Annotated in this window: 14 protein-coding genes; all 14 read right to left on the bottom strand. The window is 38.4% G+C overall.

From position 1 onward, the window contains the following. Nucleotides 1-18: 18 nt before the first annotated feature. The 14 genes from AAG747_RS26520 to AAG747_RS26460 all read right to left on the bottom strand — a co-directional run bounded on the left by AAG747_RS26520 (nucleotide 19) and on the right by AAG747_RS26460 (nucleotide 15,216). Nucleotides 19-927 carry an NAD(P)/FAD-dependent oxidoreductase gene (locus tag AAG747_RS26520; RefSeq protein WP_346824284.1) on the bottom strand — a complete coding sequence of 303 codons (909 nt, stop codon included), beginning with the start codon at nucleotides 925-927 and terminating at the stop codon, nucleotides 19-21. A 330-nt stretch (nucleotides 928-1,257) separates the two neighbouring features. Continuing rightward, on the bottom strand, nucleotides 1,258-2,022 hold the full coding sequence (locus AAG747_RS26515; protein WP_346824283.1) for a DUF2310 family Zn-ribbon-containing protein: 765 nt from the start codon (nucleotides 2,020-2,022) through the stop codon (nucleotides 1,258-1,260). A 140-nt stretch (nucleotides 2,023-2,162) separates the two neighbouring features. Further along, nucleotides 2,163-2,711 (bottom strand): hypothetical protein, encoded by a 549-nt coding sequence (locus tag AAG747_RS26510; protein ID WP_346824282.1) that lies wholly within the window; start codon nucleotides 2,709-2,711, stop codon nucleotides 2,163-2,165. A 319-nt stretch (nucleotides 2,712-3,030) separates the two neighbouring features. Further along, the gene (locus AAG747_RS29250) at nucleotides 3,031-3,312 is read right to left on the bottom strand and encodes a DUF1272 domain-containing protein (protein WP_430300674.1); all 282 of its coding nucleotides are present in this window, start codon (nucleotides 3,310-3,312) and stop codon (nucleotides 3,031-3,033) included. 1 nt (nucleotide 3,313) lies between these two features. Beyond that, nucleotides 3,314-3,793 (bottom strand): OsmC family protein, encoded by a 480-nt coding sequence (locus AAG747_RS26505; RefSeq protein ID WP_346824281.1) that lies wholly within the window; start codon nucleotides 3,791-3,793, stop codon nucleotides 3,314-3,316. A 487-nt stretch (nucleotides 3,794-4,280) separates the two neighbouring features. After that, nucleotides 4,281-4,826: a dihydrofolate reductase family protein gene (locus tag AAG747_RS26500; protein ID WP_346824280.1), complete on the bottom strand. Its 546-nt coding sequence runs from the start codon at nucleotides 4,824-4,826 to the stop codon at nucleotides 4,281-4,283. Between the two features lie 470 nt (nucleotides 4,827-5,296). After that, on the bottom strand, nucleotides 5,297-6,235 hold the full coding sequence (locus AAG747_RS26495) for an alpha/beta fold hydrolase (RefSeq protein ID WP_346824279.1): 939 nt from the start codon (nucleotides 6,233-6,235) through the stop codon (nucleotides 5,297-5,299). 401 nt (nucleotides 6,236-6,636) lie between these two features. After that, nucleotides 6,637-7,581, bottom strand: coding sequence for an NAD-dependent epimerase/dehydratase family protein (locus tag AAG747_RS26490; RefSeq protein ID WP_346824278.1), 945 nt, complete (start codon nucleotides 7,579-7,581; stop codon nucleotides 6,637-6,639). Between the two features lie 81 nt (nucleotides 7,582-7,662). Then, nucleotides 7,663-8,235 (bottom strand): Crp/Fnr family transcriptional regulator, encoded by a 573-nt coding sequence (locus AAG747_RS26485; protein ID WP_346824277.1) that lies wholly within the window; start codon nucleotides 8,233-8,235, stop codon nucleotides 7,663-7,665. A 216-nt stretch (nucleotides 8,236-8,451) separates the two neighbouring features. After that, complete coding sequence (locus AAG747_RS26480; protein WP_346824276.1) at nucleotides 8,452-8,970, bottom strand: ClbS/DfsB family four-helix bundle protein; 519 nt, start codon at nucleotides 8,968-8,970, stop codon at nucleotides 8,452-8,454. 358 nt (nucleotides 8,971-9,328) lie between these two features. Then, on the bottom strand, nucleotides 9,329-10,219 hold the full coding sequence (locus AAG747_RS26475) for a hypothetical protein (RefSeq protein WP_346824275.1): 891 nt from the start codon (nucleotides 10,217-10,219) through the stop codon (nucleotides 9,329-9,331). A 197-nt stretch (nucleotides 10,220-10,416) separates the two neighbouring features. After that, nucleotides 10,417-11,145 (bottom strand): DUF5694 domain-containing protein, encoded by a 729-nt coding sequence (locus tag AAG747_RS26470; protein ID WP_346824274.1) that lies wholly within the window; start codon nucleotides 11,143-11,145, stop codon nucleotides 10,417-10,419. Between the two features lie 1,433 nt (nucleotides 11,146-12,578). Next, a complete protein-coding gene (locus AAG747_RS26465) occupies nucleotides 12,579-13,682 on the bottom strand; it encodes a heparan-alpha-glucosaminide N-acetyltransferase domain-containing protein (protein WP_346824273.1) in 1,104 nt (367 codons plus the stop codon). Between the two features lie 160 nt (nucleotides 13,683-13,842). After that, on the bottom strand, nucleotides 13,843-15,216 hold the full coding sequence (locus AAG747_RS26460) for an AMP-binding protein (RefSeq protein ID WP_346824272.1): 1,374 nt from the start codon (nucleotides 15,214-15,216) through the stop codon (nucleotides 13,843-13,845). Nucleotides 15,217-15,462: the final 246 nt, after the last annotated feature.

Raw genomic sequence — 15,462 nt, 5'->3', positions numbered from 1 at the left:
TAATAAATAATGCGATGGTTAAAACTGTTCCTCAGTCAGTTCATGGTTTGCCATAGCTCCTGCAATATTTCCCGAGGCCACGGCATTAGCCACAGAACGCATCATCGAAGCATTGTCACCACAGGCAAACACTCCCGGTACAGTGGTTTTCTGGAAGGGGTCTGTTTGAATATATCCTTGCTCGGTAAGTTCGCAGCCTAGTGATACAGGGATTTCCGAATGTTGTACAAATGGAAGGCTGGCATACATGGCATCTAAAGAAATGCTTGAACCGTCTTTGAATACGACCTGTTGGAGGCAGCCCTTTTCATGTTCAAGGTTAGTTACTCCGGTTTCTATAATAGGGATCTTATATTTTTGGAGTGCTTCCGTTTGTTCGCTACTTAAGTTGGACGGTCCGTTGGTCAGAAGTGTCAACTCATCCGTGAGGTTATTGACCAGCTTTGCCATATGGAAAGCTGATTCGCCATTGGCAAGTATCCCGGTTTTTTTGTGGCGGTATTCATACCCATGGCAATAGGGGCAATGGATCACGGATTTACCCCAGCAGTCTACAAGCCCTTGTATTGGAAGCATTTCGTCTTTTATACCTGTCGCAAAAACTACCTTTTTACCCCAAAATGTATCTCCTGTTTGAGTAGTGATTTGAAATTCATCGCCGGTTTTTGTACCGGATACGGCAAGTCCACTGTAAAACCGAACCGTTTCGTATTTTTTAACTTGGCCTTGTGCAATCGCTGCAATTTCTTTCGGAGGAATGCCGTCTTGTGTCAAAAAGTTATGCGAATGGGGGGTGGTGGCATTACAGGGTTTCCCACTGTCGATGACCAATACGTTTTTTAAAGACCTGCCCAATGCCATAGCTGCCGAAAGCCCGGCATAGCTTCCCCCTATAATCAGGACGTCAAAAATTTTGCGATGTGTCATACTTTAATCTTAGAAAATCATTTCAATGAATACATGTTAACTACAGGGAAGCTACCCTATGCGGTAAGACTTGTATGGGTGTGGGTCGTGCATCCTGCTTGGGCAAACTTAAGGAATATTTTTATTAATGCAACATTATTGCATTAATAAAAATACGAAACAAATGAAAAGACAATTACCGGAGGTGTTATGGGTTAATCTCTTTTTGAGGGTGAATTCCCAAATCAAAGGAGCTCATCACTTCGTTTTTTAAAGGAGAAGACCATTTGTCCAGCTCTTTTTCAAGACACACTTGCATCCACTTTTGAATTTGTTGATCGTCATGCTTCTTTATGTATTTGAAGATAGTTCGGATAGCAACCTACAGGGATCACATTTAAACGCATAAAAATTATTGAACGTTTTTCCTTCTATTAGCCAATCCCCACCGCAATTCGGACATTTTCTTGCTTTATCTTTTTTATGGCCCCAGGCACGGTAGTTAAACAAGAAATAATACGTGGGTATCCCTGTCACTTCTTCGATTTTACGGCAACTTTCTATACCCTGTTTGTTCAATTCGCTATCGTGATTTTGCAGTTGATTTTGCGCCCATCGTTCGCCTACACTACCATTCATCCAAAGGCCCTCAATACGTATGTAGTTGTTCTCCCAAAAATTGATGTCATTATGAGATTCTCCGTCATGATAAGTGAATGGAATCTTGTATAGAGGAATTGGCAGGAATGATTCTCCGTCAATCAAAGGAGATAGCCGGGTTGTTTTCAATAGGAAAAATTTAGCGTTCTTCGGAAGACTTGTCTTTTCACGTTCAGGGGCTAAACCCAGGTATTGGAAATTGAATTGGCAACCGAATTCCTCTTCCATTCTCTTTTGCCAGTTTTTCCCATAGACGGTCGAATTTTTTGCCAGATAGGAATCTTTTTCCGGACAGAACAGGTTCAAACTGACTCCTCCTTCAACAGGTTCGTATTGCCATTCTTCATTGATGATTTGTTTGCTATCATTAAGGGATTGAAAGTAGCAATCGGCAGTCTCAAAAAAATCGTCCGTTCCGACTCCCTTCCCTGTGATCGTTAATTTTATAAGATGCATTTTAACGGAGAATAGGTGTAAAAAAATAACGGTTTGGGCTAAGAGCAATAGCAAGAGAGGAGAGTTTACTGTGACAAGTAGGGTATAAAGAAGTGGTGATTTTACGGAAGTATATTGAATCAACTTGTTCGGCTTTATATCTATACAAAAACAGCTTGTTTGTCTCTGATCCTTTTTGCGATGTTCACGAAATTGTGGTACTCTCCTTCCGAAATACACTCAGGGACAAGAATACCATTGGGGTCTTCTCCCCGTGAATAAGCCTTTTCCATTTCGCATTTGCCTTTAATATTTTCGTGATGGTCCGACTCGATATAGCCTTTGGCAATGAGATCACCGCCAACGTTTAAGGTATAATCTCCCAAAGAGTCAAATACCGCAATCTCTCTTATGATAAAATTACCGGTTACAATTACTTCGGACATGATGATGGCCCGGTCCACACTCAAATCTCCCAAGACGATCAACAGGGAGTGATCATTTACGGCATCCTCCAGCAATCCTTCAATTTCGAGGTTCCCGTCAACAATCGTGATATGCTCTACTTGGTAGCTGTCTGACTTAGTATCGTTAGGCAGGAAATCTATATTATTTTCCACCTCCCAAAAGGCATCTATCAATTGCATTGCATGCTCTTTAAAGGGTAAGGCTTTCTTACGGATTAATTCCTTGGCTTCCAGATTATTCATGTTTTTTTGCTTTGTTAAACATTTTAGGATATAAATGGCTGCAGCTACAAAATTATCAACTGGGAAGTACCGTGTTTTGCTTGCCGCTTTACATTTCAAATAGGTAGAGCAATTTAATAATTAATCTCCAAACGGAAACTGACAGGCCATAAATATACTATTAGCTTTTCATTTTAGAGCATGTTTAAAATTCGTTGTGGGGGGCATCCCGGCCACCGGAATGAGGTTCCTGAAAAACCCAAAGGATGGAGTTTAGATATACTCTAAGGTGTTCGAAGAATTCAAAAATCCGGTAGACAAATAGCCATTGAACGGTTTATTATCGTTTATTCGGTTCAATATTTTTGTATTTGGCCAGTGTCAAGCGGAATTCCTCCATATCGATAGGCTTTTGATATTTTTTACGACTGACAGGGTACTTTGTTAAAAGGCTTGAGGGCCTGGTTGGCCGTTTTTCAAAACCCCCTCCACAATTCGGGCAAACATTCATTAAAACCTTGTCAACACAATCCTTACAAAAGGTACATTCAAAAGTACAAATCATGGCTTCGTCACTTTCATTGGGAAGAGACTTGCCACAATTTTCGCAGGTTGGCTTCATTTCAAGCATGACCGGTTTTTATTATGGGTGTATGGAAGATAGGAAAATTACAAGAGTTGGCGATAAAACACATCTTATGGGCATCGTGATGTAAAGCGATTGCCTTTTCAATCATTCGCTCATCGGAAACCGTTACTTTGGGATTCAACATGACTTCTGTAAACCGCCCGCTTCCGTTGGAGGTTTCTTCCATCGTACCCTTTGCGGCATCCACATATTCCAAGACAATGATATTGTTGGAAGCGCATAAATGTAAATACCAGAGCATATGGCAAGCCGCTAAGGAAGATAAGAATAACTCTTCGGGATTGTACCTGTTTTTATCTCCTAGGAAATTAGGATCGGAGGAGCCGTCAATGCTTGTCGGTTTTTCAATTCCCCGGATGTTATGATTGCGATTATAGGATTTGTATCCGGAAGTTCCTTTCCCTTCATTCCCTGTCCACTCAACAGTCATTTTATATTTGTGAAGTTTACTCATGTTTTTGATATTGAAGTGGTTTAAACTTATGGTTTTTGACCGAACATGGAATCAAAGTCGGCTCATCAAGGCACTTTTTGAAAAGAATAGCCAAAGCTATTGTTGCAAAAAGTAACACAGAGGAGGCGTTTTTGAAACATTTTTTAGGAAAAAGAAAAAGGTTAATTCACTTCATTTGATTTTTGTTAATATTCTTTCTCCAAAAGAAGCTTTATGTAAGTTTTTTTCGATGGTATCCAGTCGGAATAAAATTTCACTTTGGTTATTCATGATCTCATACAAGACCTCTTCTCCACACTCCCAAATTGCCTCAATTTGTAATCAATTGATTTTCTGTAATTTTGTTTGGGAGAAAGTGTTTGTTCCGGATTGGTTTTGACGGAAGAGTAGGAGGGAACAGGAAGATTATTTACCACTATTCAAAGGGCTGCCTGAGTCCACCCATCCGCCCACGAACCGATAGCCGGTGTGGGGGTGGCTTCCTTGCTTATTTTTCTTGTTCGTAAATATGTTGTACCACACCGGATTTGAATTGATTTACCCCAACGAGCTTAAGGTTTATTCTTTCTTTTATGTCTTCAAATAGGGGTTTCCCGGCTCCTAATACGGTGGGGTGAATCGACATCCTGTAAATATTAATCAAGTTAAGGTTGATAAATGTTTTGATAAGCCGGGCACCGCCATATAACCATATATCTTTGCCCTCTTGCTGTTGGAGTTCAGCCACTTTTTCGATAAAATTCGAACTGTTAATGAGAGCATGATTGTCTTGTTTAGGCGTATTGGAAAAAACGTATTTCTTTTTGGAATGTACAGCAGACCAAATAGCCTTTTCTGTTTCACTTGCATTGGCATCCGGCTGAAAGTTTCCCCAAAGGTCATAACTTACCCTGCCATAAAATATCGTGTCTATCTTTGAAAGGAAGCCGCCAAAATCCATATCATCGTCCATGATACACCAATCAACTTCTCCATTGGGGCCTTCGATAAATCCGTCAAGGCTTACAGCTAAATCTAAAATAATTTTTCTCATTGTAATTTACTTTGTAAAAGTAGTTATTGATTTTTTCTATGTTTTGGTAAAATCCTATCCCAACAGCGGCCATGATTATTCCCTCTGTTAATATGAATTTCTAATTCTCTACAGGGTGTAGCTTCATTGCATTTTGGTCTTGCATGGCTATTACCGTTCAGGTATGCATGACCGTGATATTCTTCATTCAAAAACGAGTCCTTTTTCTTTAAATCTTAATTGTGAGTATTGCGATTTTGTATTTGAATGTTTGAACCATTTTGTTTTTCAAATTTAGCATAGAGGTTACCACTTGCTTTTCATATCCTTGGTGAAAGGGTCTTATCTATCTGAGTAGCCCCATCAAATTGGATCAATTTTGCCCCTCCGTAAATAAATATTGTCAAAACCACAATCCAGCTCTTTGCCTTTTCCCGTATCTCGATTCAGGTTCAATTGCGCTGTTTATTCTAATTACCTGAAGAGCCTCATTAAAATGTCGGTGGTGCTGAGTTTAGTTTGGAATCCAGGAAATCAGTGATCATGGGAATCAACCAATCTGTCCGTTGTATCAAACCAATATGGGTAGTACCCGGTATGATGGCCAGGCGGGATTTAGGCAGTCCGTGTATATCCCCCATTTTCCCTCCTCCTTGGGCACGAAACAGTTCCAGGGCATGCTCGTACCGCACACCATCGGCATCGCCAATAGCCATGAATACCGGAGCCTTGATGTTTTTGACATCCCCGGACCAATCATAAGGCTTCAGGTCTATACTAATCACCTTTTTCACAAATGCAGGGAAATGGGCGGGGTCGTTTCCAAAGCGCTCGTATTGTTCTTGTATAGGAGTACCCTTGAACATATCCGCGGTGAAAGTAGCAAAACTGGCCTCAACATCGGGCCACCACCCGTCATGCGTATAGGTACCTGATAACACCACAAGCCTGCGCACCTGCTCGGGATGTCGCACAGCTACCTGGAAGGCCACTCCTCCTCCCATGCTATAGCCCAAGATATCCGCACTGTCTATTTTGAGGTGCTTGAGCAGGCCGGACACATCATCTGCCATCCCTTCATAACTAAATTCACGGGCAATATCTTTTGTGCGGCCGTGGCCTTGCATTTCAGCAACTATTACTTTCCTGTCTTTTGCCAATAGAGGTATAATATGCGCCCAGTTCATGGGTATATTCATAAAAGAACCATGCAACAGTACAAGGGGTTTGCCTTTACCGAATACCTCATAGTACATTTCTAGGCCGTTTATGTCTGCATAGCCACTTTCAACGGGCTTTATATTCTGGCTGACAACCGTGTCCTTTGATACCGTTGAATCGTTTTGGTTTTCTTTTTGAGCCATTTGGCAGGAGGCAACTGCAAGCAAGGAAATGGCCAGAAAGAGATTGCTTAGGATATTCTTGTTCATATACAATATGGTTTTGTTACAATACAAATTTCGGCAACAATGCGATACCTTATGTAGTGCGTCTGCGACAATTTAAAGGGTGAAAAGCGACAAGGCTAAGGAGGGATGCGTATGGTTAAGTATGTTGCTATCAGAATTCTTTGTCCGTTTTCTTCATGCTATGGAATGCCTTCTTTACCAGCAGCGGGTATGTCATCCCCAGGACAAGGTTTTGTAGTGTTTTACCACATTAAAAAGAGGCTTTTCGCCATTTGATTCTCGTATAGAGGCCTCATGAATAAGAGGCTGTCCGAAAAGTAGGTATAAAGGCACAAAAACTAAGATTTATACAAAAATAACTAATTATAAATCATGTGCTTACGACTATTTGTGTCTTGAAATCTTCATAGCATGTTATGCTCTTAGCCTTTTCTGAAAAAGTTAACCATTTCTTTTAAACCCTGTTCAATTGGAGTTACTTGAAAACCGGGAAACCTTGAGAGAAACTTATGGGAAGACATTATGTATTCTTGTTCAAATTGATATTGCATTTCCGAGGATTCTCTTAGAATAGGTACGAAATAGGAGAGCAATTTAAGCATGATTTTAGGCATTACTTTCAGTTTGAAGTTTGTTTTCAACTCTTCGTTAAAAAACTCCACAATTTCATCCAGTGTAATGGGTCGGGAGACGGGCAAATGATATACTTCTCCATAGCAGTCTTCACAAAGAGCCAATTCTACTAAGGCCCTGCCATTATCTTTTACATTGGCATAGGTATGTTTAACCTTTCCATGACTTAGCGATAAGGGACGTTTTCCCACCCGCATTTTTTCCAAGAGGGAGATATATAAAATACTGTTTGTTACCCCTTCGCCATAAAAGTCGGCAGAACGACCGATCAAACCTGTGATTTTTCCGGAGGCTATGGCTTGTAAAAACATATCTGCAATGTCCTTTCGTATTTTACCTTTGTTTGATTGGGGATTTTTTGCCGTTTGTTCATCAAAAGGTATCGGCAAAGGTTGCGAATACATATAGACATTATCGAGGAAAATCAGTTTTGCTCCATATTTTGCACAGGCATCTATCATATTTTGCATGATAATTTTCCACTGGTTTTTCCAGACCTCAGTACTATAGGGCAAACCAACGCATAGGTACACAAATTGACTGCCCCCTACGGCCTCATAGGCTTCATCCCTGTTCAGTAAGTTGGCTGTGATGCTTTCGGGAAAACCCGGCATCTTTTTTCTTGAGACCAGTCTGAAATTTAACTGTCTGCGCTGAAGCTCTTTGAAAACAGCCCGGCCCATTGCTCCGTTTGCCCCAAGTACAGTATGTAATTCTCTATGATTCCTCATCATAAATTTGTTAGAAGTTGATGTTTAACAACAGGGCAAATTTCCATTGTGAAACACCCATTCCACTGAACAAATGTTAAGAAATCAGCGGGTGATTTTTTTTCTTAAGCGGCTTAAATGCTGTGGGGTAATTCCTAAAAAAGAGGCAATATATTGTTGAGGAATGTTGAGGATATACTTAGGGTTTTCTTTGATAATCCTTTCGTACCTTTCTTGTGCAGTGGCCGACTGAAGCATAGAAATCCTTCTTTCCATGGCTATGAATAGATTCTCCGCAATCACTCTTCTGAAAATTTGAATTTTTGGAATTTCTTGTGACAAGTCCTCAAGATTCGCCCTATTGATGGAAAAAAGCTTACAATCCTCAAGGGCTTGTATATTTTCCTTTGTGGGAGTTTGGGTTAAAAAGCTTGTGTAAGAAGAAATAAACTCATTGTTACGACTGAAATAGCAAGTGATTTCGTCTCCATTATTATCTGAATAATACACCCTTAGCATGCCCCTTTTTACAAAAAACACCTCATTACAGTACTGCCCTTCTTTTATTAAAAAGCTGTTTTTTTGAATCACTTTAGGGCTAAAGAAGTGACCGATCCGCTCCTTTTCCTCAGGGGATAATGGAATGATTGTGTCGATTTCATGAACAAGCTCTTTCATACATGTTACATCCGGGGTTTCGTGCAAAATACGGTTTTATACATTTTTACATTGTACTTTAGTGTGTTTATCCCCTCTATTTCCATCCCTTTCTAGTTGCACAAAATATTATTTCACGTACATAGTTTGGCTTCATCGGTTTTGACTAAACTTTTGTATCAAAACAATTAGGTCAAAAAATACCGGGATGGAGGATAAGTAACAACCGCTCTACAGTTATTGTTGTTTTTCTATAGTCACTTTTTTCCATTTCCTCACTCTGCTTCTAGCGTTTTTATATGGCGAAGAAGTGTTGAGTTGTATCATTTTTCCTTTGGTCCACTTATCGTACCACGGTGTTTGATAAAGTTCTTTGTTTTCTGTTCTTTCAATTAAGTCCAATATTTCGGTTACCACCACTTCCAGTTTTGTTAATAATTCCGGGAAGAGAAGTTTATCATAATCCGAATAGAATTTTTGGGCGAGTTTTCCCAGTTCATTCCACTTATAGCCAGTTTCGGGAAAGTCAACCGTTTCTTTGTTATCTTTTTTTCGATTCCATTTCAGCAGGAGCTCTCCCCAACCGATCAGATAAGAGACTAAATTGGAAACACTCATTTGTGTGCCTTTAACGTGTCCTGCAAGTTCTTTTTTTGTAGTCAATTCAACCGGAATGCTTTCCAAATCCTTTTTCAGTTTGGAATAAGAATCTTCTATTGCAAAGAGCAATTCTACTTTATTTTTCGGAGTTGCCATTAATCTGTTTCGGTTTAATAGGGTGCATTGTTCCTTCCCCGTATGGGTTATCCATTGGTGCTAATGTACGAGTTTTTCAAGAGGGTACAAGTTCCTTATGGCTGGAAATAAGGGTTAGAATTGGTAGAGCATCGTTCCTTATGGGGCGATGCTCCTTTGCTGGTAAAAATTCTCAGTATAGTAGTTTTGTAATACGACATTTCGGAGTCCCGGTTACTGGGATTCCGAAGTGTCGGACCATCGAAGTGTCGAACCATCGAAATCCGGCACTTGAAGTTCCTGAAATGGGAGTTTTTGTTCCAAAAAGCTGAAACTGAAACATGTTCTTAGGCGAGAATCTGCATCACTTATCAGTCATTTATTTGGATATCAATCTTACCTCTAAGTTTAATTGGGTATTAACATTTTGATTGTTTTTTACTCCGGCAATCATGGTGTTTTGAAACTTGAAAATGCTTTTTACAATGTCTTCTTCTACTGCAGAAAGCTCTGAGTGTTCTTTTTCATCAAATTCATCCATTCTACTCATAAACCGTTGACCGTTAGCGTTAGTTTTATGATGCTTGGATTTTATTTTTATATTATTGATTTCACCGGATTTATCTACAATAAAATTGACATAGTAACTTACATCGCCTTCTGCTTTGGAATAATCTATATAGATTCCTATAGTGGAGTTAAAAGAGTTGTATAAACAATCGATAAGACAGTTATCATCAAATTGAACCTCTTTAAATTTCGGTGGGATATCCAAATCTTCAATGGCATATACTGTCTCAAATTTTTCCATTTTGTTGAAAACTTCTGATACGGACGTATTATCCGCAGGGAGTTCTTTAAGCTTGATGCTAGCATTTGTATAACTCTCTATTTTTTTGATTTGTAGAATAATATTGCTAAAAAAGAAGTAGCAGTTACCATCTCTTATTAAAAAAAAATATGCTTGATTGTTAATTACGACTTCTTGATAGTTGTTTACTATAAACTTTTTATTTTCTAAAAAATCTAATTCAGTCGGTTTATTACTTGAAAAGGTTTGATCTGTTTTAAAATCTAAAATTAAATCGGCAAAGCTTTCATCCATATTATTGATTTCATCTTGATCCAGACTTCTTCCCACAAAACTTTTGTAAGTCCAATCAACCACTTTCCATTTCCCTTCAAGCGTTATATCTGACGTTTCTTGCGAGGAACAAGCGTTAATAAAAATTAAATTAAATAATAGTAAAAATAAATATTTAAAATTCATTATTGTTTTAGATTTGTTTAATGATTAAACTCTGGAATTTTTCTCTTAAATATTGCTAACGGCCCAGCACAAACGTCAGTGAGAGATTTTTATATGTAAATTTCGATTCAGTGACAGGCTGTTGTAATTCCCAATGGACTCGCGGACCTCGTCATATCGATCGCAATTGCAGTTATATAGGGTTGCAGACTGTTTTTTTACTTTAAATAATCTAAGGTGTTGACCATTTCAAATTTTGGACTTCGTTGGATGAATTCTCTCAGAAAGGCAGCATGAGCGGCTCCCATTAAAATAAACACACGGTCTTCTTTTGTCATTGGGATTCTATTCAAATTCGAATATATTCTCATATTTCTTTGATAAAATTTTGCAGCTTCATCAGCCCCTTCAAAACCGTTTTCCGTACCCGCGTACATCAGGTTGTCGGCATTTATATTGATATTGAAATCCAGTTTTTTAGGGTGGTTATAATACTTTAGCTTTTCCTGTAAAGACAGTTTTTCAAAATCCCTATCTAATTCTGCTAATTCCGGATCGTATTTAAATGGCTCTTTGAGATACTCATTGTAGGTAATAGAATCTATTGCATTATCAATTTGCTCACCTATCCTGTAATTATACCCCATATGATTATCTATTCCATAGAGTTTTTTCACATTACTTAAGCGGCCCACCTCAAACCCAATCATACTGCTTTCCCCATAGTTGGTATTTAATTCAGATGGGTTGTCCAAAAAATCCTGGTAAGCCTGGTTAATTTCCGCATTATACTTAGGCAAATTTTCAATGCAGATTATGGTAGGTTTGAAATTAGCCAGCATTTTAGAAATTTGCCTGATTTCTTCTTGTTTTCGTTTGTCATTTTCATCAAAGTCAACCTTGTAGGCGTCCGGTGTGTAGCCAAAATGGAAAGTTGCGAAGTTCAAAACTTTAATCTTGTCGGATAATGGCTCTTTTAGGGGGCTATTCTTATGCTCGTTTTCATTAGTTTTTGGCTTGCAATTAATTAGAAACAGGGCTGATAATAGTAAAATTATTTTTGTCATTTTTCTGATGCTTATGGGTTTTTAGTACCTCTTTAGGTTATGTAGTATTAGTCCATAACGGATTTGGCTATGAGTAGTTGTGTCTTGATAAGTTTACCAAGCAACCAAAACTTGCAAAAGCCGGCTCCTCCAGTGTTTTATACCTATTGTTGTAAAACGTTTTTTATTCCTTTTTTACTTTTATTGAATGTACAAACTTTATGGTAGCTAAATTATGGATTATAGGATCCTCGTATTTTGTCGTTAAGGAAATAATCAGTTTTAATATAAACACTGCTAATACTTTCCGTTTCTCCTTCGTATATCCGCTGAACTTTATTCCATCCTTTATTTGTCAACCCCAAAAACTCGTGGATTGTAGTTATTTGACTTATTCTATACTAATTTCATCATTTTCAATAATTGTCAGTCCCAATTTTTTGTCAATCCATTCGGCTAAGAGAGCACCAATAAGGATGAAATATCTCCGTTGATTCGTTCTTGTCATTTTGTTCTTAATGCTTCACATTTTGTTTCTATACGGAACCATTCTCAACATATACCAATCAAGCGATAGGATATATGAATCTTTACTCCCTAAATTTACCTATTTTGGCAGAATTTCCAATTTTTTATCCATCCCGTAGCCTTTCCTCTCCAACAAAGTTGGCTGGATCTTTCGGGTAGGCTTTCAACTTCTCGAAGGGATGATACTGTAATCAACAACCATCAAGTTACTTAATAGCTAATTACTAACCACTAGTCCCTCGTAACTAAACTCTCTTACACATCTCCCCCCCCTTTCTGACGACTAACGTTGTTTTTATAGGGTAAAAAAATTCCGAGGTATTTTACCCCCTGGCACAGCATTCTCTGAAAAATACAAATTTTACGGGCATTTTAGCCCTTGATTGGCCCCGGTTAATTCGAGCTATGGTTTGGCTGTTTTTCAGATATTTTCACTTAACAGGCCTTTTCACTTATTTTCACTTAGCGAGCTTTCGATAAATTTTTTTTTTCGCGCTCCTGCTAAGTGAAAAGCTAACTGAAAATAGCTGAAAAAAAATGAAAATAAGTGAAAATATCTGAAAGGCCCCTAACAAAAAGACTTCCCGGCAGTTGCCGCTATTTTTAGGCTGAAAACAGGTATTTTTGTTCTGAAAGGGAGACGCGAATGATTTATGTGTAAAGAAGCAAGCCTCAAGAAAGTACCGCCACGCACTTTTTGTTTATCTGTTAAATGTACAATTATCAATCCTGCTATTATTCCCTATAAAATTACCACTCCGGAACGTAATGATAGACCTCCATTGGAAAAAACGACTCCTAGCTTGTTATACTGTTTGCTTGGTTAAATCCACCGTGTCTTTTTTACTTTTGAAAATATGAATAAGTTCATCCAATAATTTTTGAACCAGGAAGGTGAGTGCCATATACAGAGGAATAAGTAAGAGTACTTCTACAGCTCCGGATTCTCTGAAACCGAATATGCCTTTTCCCCATGATATTAAAGTCCATTGTATAATATACATGCTTGTTAAATTCCTACTGCAATAGTTAAGAATACCGACAAAAGCTTTCTGCTTGATGCTAAAAGATAAGAGGTACACCAGCCATAGGGCCAATAAAACCAATCCCGCAGAATAAAGCACGCCTCCTAATCCCATATAGTAAAAGTCATTATAGTGATATTCAGGATAATAATAGACTAAAGGCAGCCCTAACACCACGAAGATGATTCCGGCAATGAAAATCTTTTTAAAAAGAAATGCCTGATCATAGTTGACTTCTATAAACCATTTTCCAAAAAACATCCCCAGGATGATAAAAGTGATCCAGGGAAAAACAGGAAAATAAACATAAGCGGGAAATTCATTATGAAATATAAGATCCAATACATAATTGACAACAGGGATATCGGTATATAGGCCATGAAGCTCTCTGGATACCAGCGCGACTGCCAAACCTATCGCAAGTATTCCGAATTTGTTTTTCACGAAGGTTCTGATAAAGCCAATAAATAATAATGACATACCTGCTAAGTGTAAAATATCGCCCAATAAGACCAGATATAAGTATTGCCATTCTATGGGGGCATCCCATTGAAATTTTGTCATGTAGTTATCAGGGACAAAATCAAACATGACAGGAATCATAAACTTCATAAAATTCATCAGCAAGGCGGCCAAGAGCAGTAGACCGCCTCGTTTAATTGCACTGAGAAGGCTTTGGTTGCGCGAGGTCATAAAAGTGATGCCCATACAAATTAGAAATATTCCCGGGGCCTTACCTAAAAAGCGAATGAAGTTGCCAAAAAAGGTTTCTGCTTGCGCCTCTCTACTACCATATATAATTAAGGTATGTACTATCACCATCATGATTACACTGCATCCTTTTATCAGGTCTAAGGCTAGTATTCTTTTATGTTGATTTTCCATGGTCATCTCATTTTGAAGTCATTTGTATGTTTATTGAAAGAATAATGAATAGAGGTTGCCACGAAGGCGCTAAGACACAAAGCTTTGTGCCTTCGTGGTAAAAAAGAATAAAATCAAGTACCGTCTGTCAGGGAGAAAGTCAAGCCTTGTTGCCAATGCATTATTCAAGTTCGGCTTTAATTTGTTGATAGTTTATTTTTCCATTGTGGGTTAGCGGAACCGTGTCCATCTGCTTTATTTTTAAAGAACTTGCATGCAGGTTGAGTTTTTCCCTCAAAACCTTTTCAATGGAGGCATTGGGTAATTCTTTGTTGAGGTGCATGATCGACAGGTATTTATCGTCAATACCTGTGCAAATAAAAGTTTCTCCACCCAATGCATTTTTAAGAATTAATTCCACCTCGTCAAGATTAAGCCTGGTGCCGAATAGTTTCATAATCCGTTTTATCCTCCCGATTATGTAATAGTATCCGTCTTCCTCTTTTCTGGCAATGTCCCCGGTATGTAACTTATTGGTTTTCAAAAATGTACTTAAATCGCTTAATCCTTGTGCATAGCCTCCGAACACATTCTCTCCAAAATAGATCAATTCGTTGGTTTCATTCTCTATTTCAAACTTTCCTCCCTTAATAGGCTTACCTATAGAGGCCCCTTTCTCTAATAAATCCTTTGGATGTAAATAAGCCATACGCCCGGCCGCTTCTGTTTGGCCATATTGCGCATAAAAAGGAGTATTGTGCTTTTCGGAGTATTCAACTATTATTTTTATTAATGCTTCATTCAGAATGCCTCCGGTCTGTGTCATATACCGAAGGGAGGGATGGGCCTTTTTGAAAAAGCCAATTCTATATAACATTTCATACACATAGGGTACTCCGCTAATCGTAGAATAGGCAAAAGTTTTAAAATCTTCCCAAAATTCCTTCTGCAACACATCTTTGTCGGTGCATACTATCGTTCCGCCTCTGATACAATTTGTGGTAAACACCGAAAGCCCATAAACAAAGATAATAGGTACGTTTAGAGGCACAACGTCTTCGTTTTCGATGGGCATGTACTCCAGAATGGACAAGGCATTGTTCACCAGATTTTCATCTGATAATTTGACAAATTTGGGTGTTCCGGTAGTTCCGGAGGTGCTCAATAGCACCTTAATATCCTTATGAAGGGTGTACTCCGGCTTAATCTTTTTCCTAAACAGACCGATTGATGCTGAGGCCTCGTACATTTCATAACCTTCTATTGCCGTTCTGGAAGGGTCGTATATGTAATAAGGTTGATACAGCCTTTCGAGGTTTTGTTTAAATTGGGTATTCAATTGAGCGCTGAGTAAAGAAACGGTAAACGGGCTTCGTAAAAAGTTTAAGAATACTTCTATCGAGCCAATTTTATTGTTGCTGTATATAAATACCAGACCAGGGAACTCTTCTATATTGATGGATTCATGAAACTCTCCAACAGTGAAAACATTTTTGGAGGCGGAGTCAATCAATCTCAGTTTTTTGTTTTGCTGTATTAAGTCATATAGCTTCATCCTTCTGTAAAATTTATAGTTATTTTAAGCATACAAACTAGTGGTATACACCGATTTTAAAGTAGTTTAAATGGCGTAATATTCATAAGGATTCAATTGTTGAATTGCTTATTATCAATGATTCAGAGCATGCCTGAATTTCACCTTTTGGGTTGCAATTTTCGATTTCAGGAAGCTCTGTTCCTTATTTTTGAGAACCCTGAACGGAGAATTCTCACCCTTAAAGGGACAAATTTCAGACATACT

The organism is Rapidithrix thailandica (assembly GCF_039710355.1).
Classification (GTDB): Bacteria; Bacteroidota; Bacteroidia; order Cytophagales; family Flammeovirgaceae; genus Rapidithrix; species Rapidithrix thailandica.
The sequence above is the reverse complement of the archived record's forward strand: the minus strand, read 5'-3'. Positions and strand labels throughout refer to the sequence as shown.

Bases quoted from the DNA above. Each gene is read 5' to 3' on its own strand.
- AAG747_RS26520 (WP_346824284.1), bottom strand. From the start codon at position 927: ATGACACATCGCAAAATTTTTGACGTCCTGATTATAGGGGGAAGCTAT.
- AAG747_RS26515 (WP_346824283.1), bottom strand. From the start codon at position 2,022: ATGCATCTTATAAAATTAACGATCACAGGGAAGGGAGTCGGAACGGAC.
- AAG747_RS26510 (WP_346824282.1), bottom strand. From the start codon at position 2,711: ATGAATAATCTGGAAGCCAAGGAATTAATCCGTAAGAAAGCCTTACCC.
- AAG747_RS29250 (WP_430300674.1), bottom strand. From the start codon at position 3,312: ATGAAGCCAACCTGCGAAAATTGTGGCAAGTCTCTTCCCAATGAAAGT.
- AAG747_RS26505 (WP_346824281.1), bottom strand. From the start codon at position 3,793: ATGAGTAAACTTCACAAATATAAAATGACTGTTGAGTGGACAGGGAAT.
- AAG747_RS26500 (WP_346824280.1), bottom strand. From the start codon at position 4,826: ATGAGAAAAATTATTTTAGATTTAGCTGTAAGCCTTGACGGATTTATC.
- AAG747_RS26495 (WP_346824279.1), bottom strand. From the start codon at position 6,235: ATGAACAAGAATATCCTAAGCAATCTCTTTCTGGCCATTTCCTTGCTT.
- AAG747_RS26490 (WP_346824278.1), bottom strand. From the start codon at position 7,581: ATGATGAGGAATCATAGAGAATTACATACTGTACTTGGGGCAAACGGA.
- AAG747_RS26485 (WP_346824277.1), bottom strand. From the start codon at position 8,235: ATGAAAGAGCTTGTTCATGAAATCGACACAATCATTCCATTATCCCCT.
- AAG747_RS26480 (WP_346824276.1), bottom strand. From the start codon at position 8,970: ATGGCAACTCCGAAAAATAAAGTAGAATTGCTCTTTGCAATAGAAGAT.
- AAG747_RS26475 (WP_346824275.1), bottom strand. From the start codon at position 10,219: ATGAATTTTAAATATTTATTTTTACTATTATTTAATTTAATTTTTATT.
- AAG747_RS26465 (WP_346824273.1), bottom strand. From the start codon at position 13,682: ATGGAAAATCAACATAAAAGAATACTAGCCTTAGACCTGATAAAAGGA.
- AAG747_RS26460 (WP_346824272.1), bottom strand. From the start codon at position 15,216: ATGAAGCTATATGACTTAATACAGCAAAACAAAAAACTGAGATTGATT.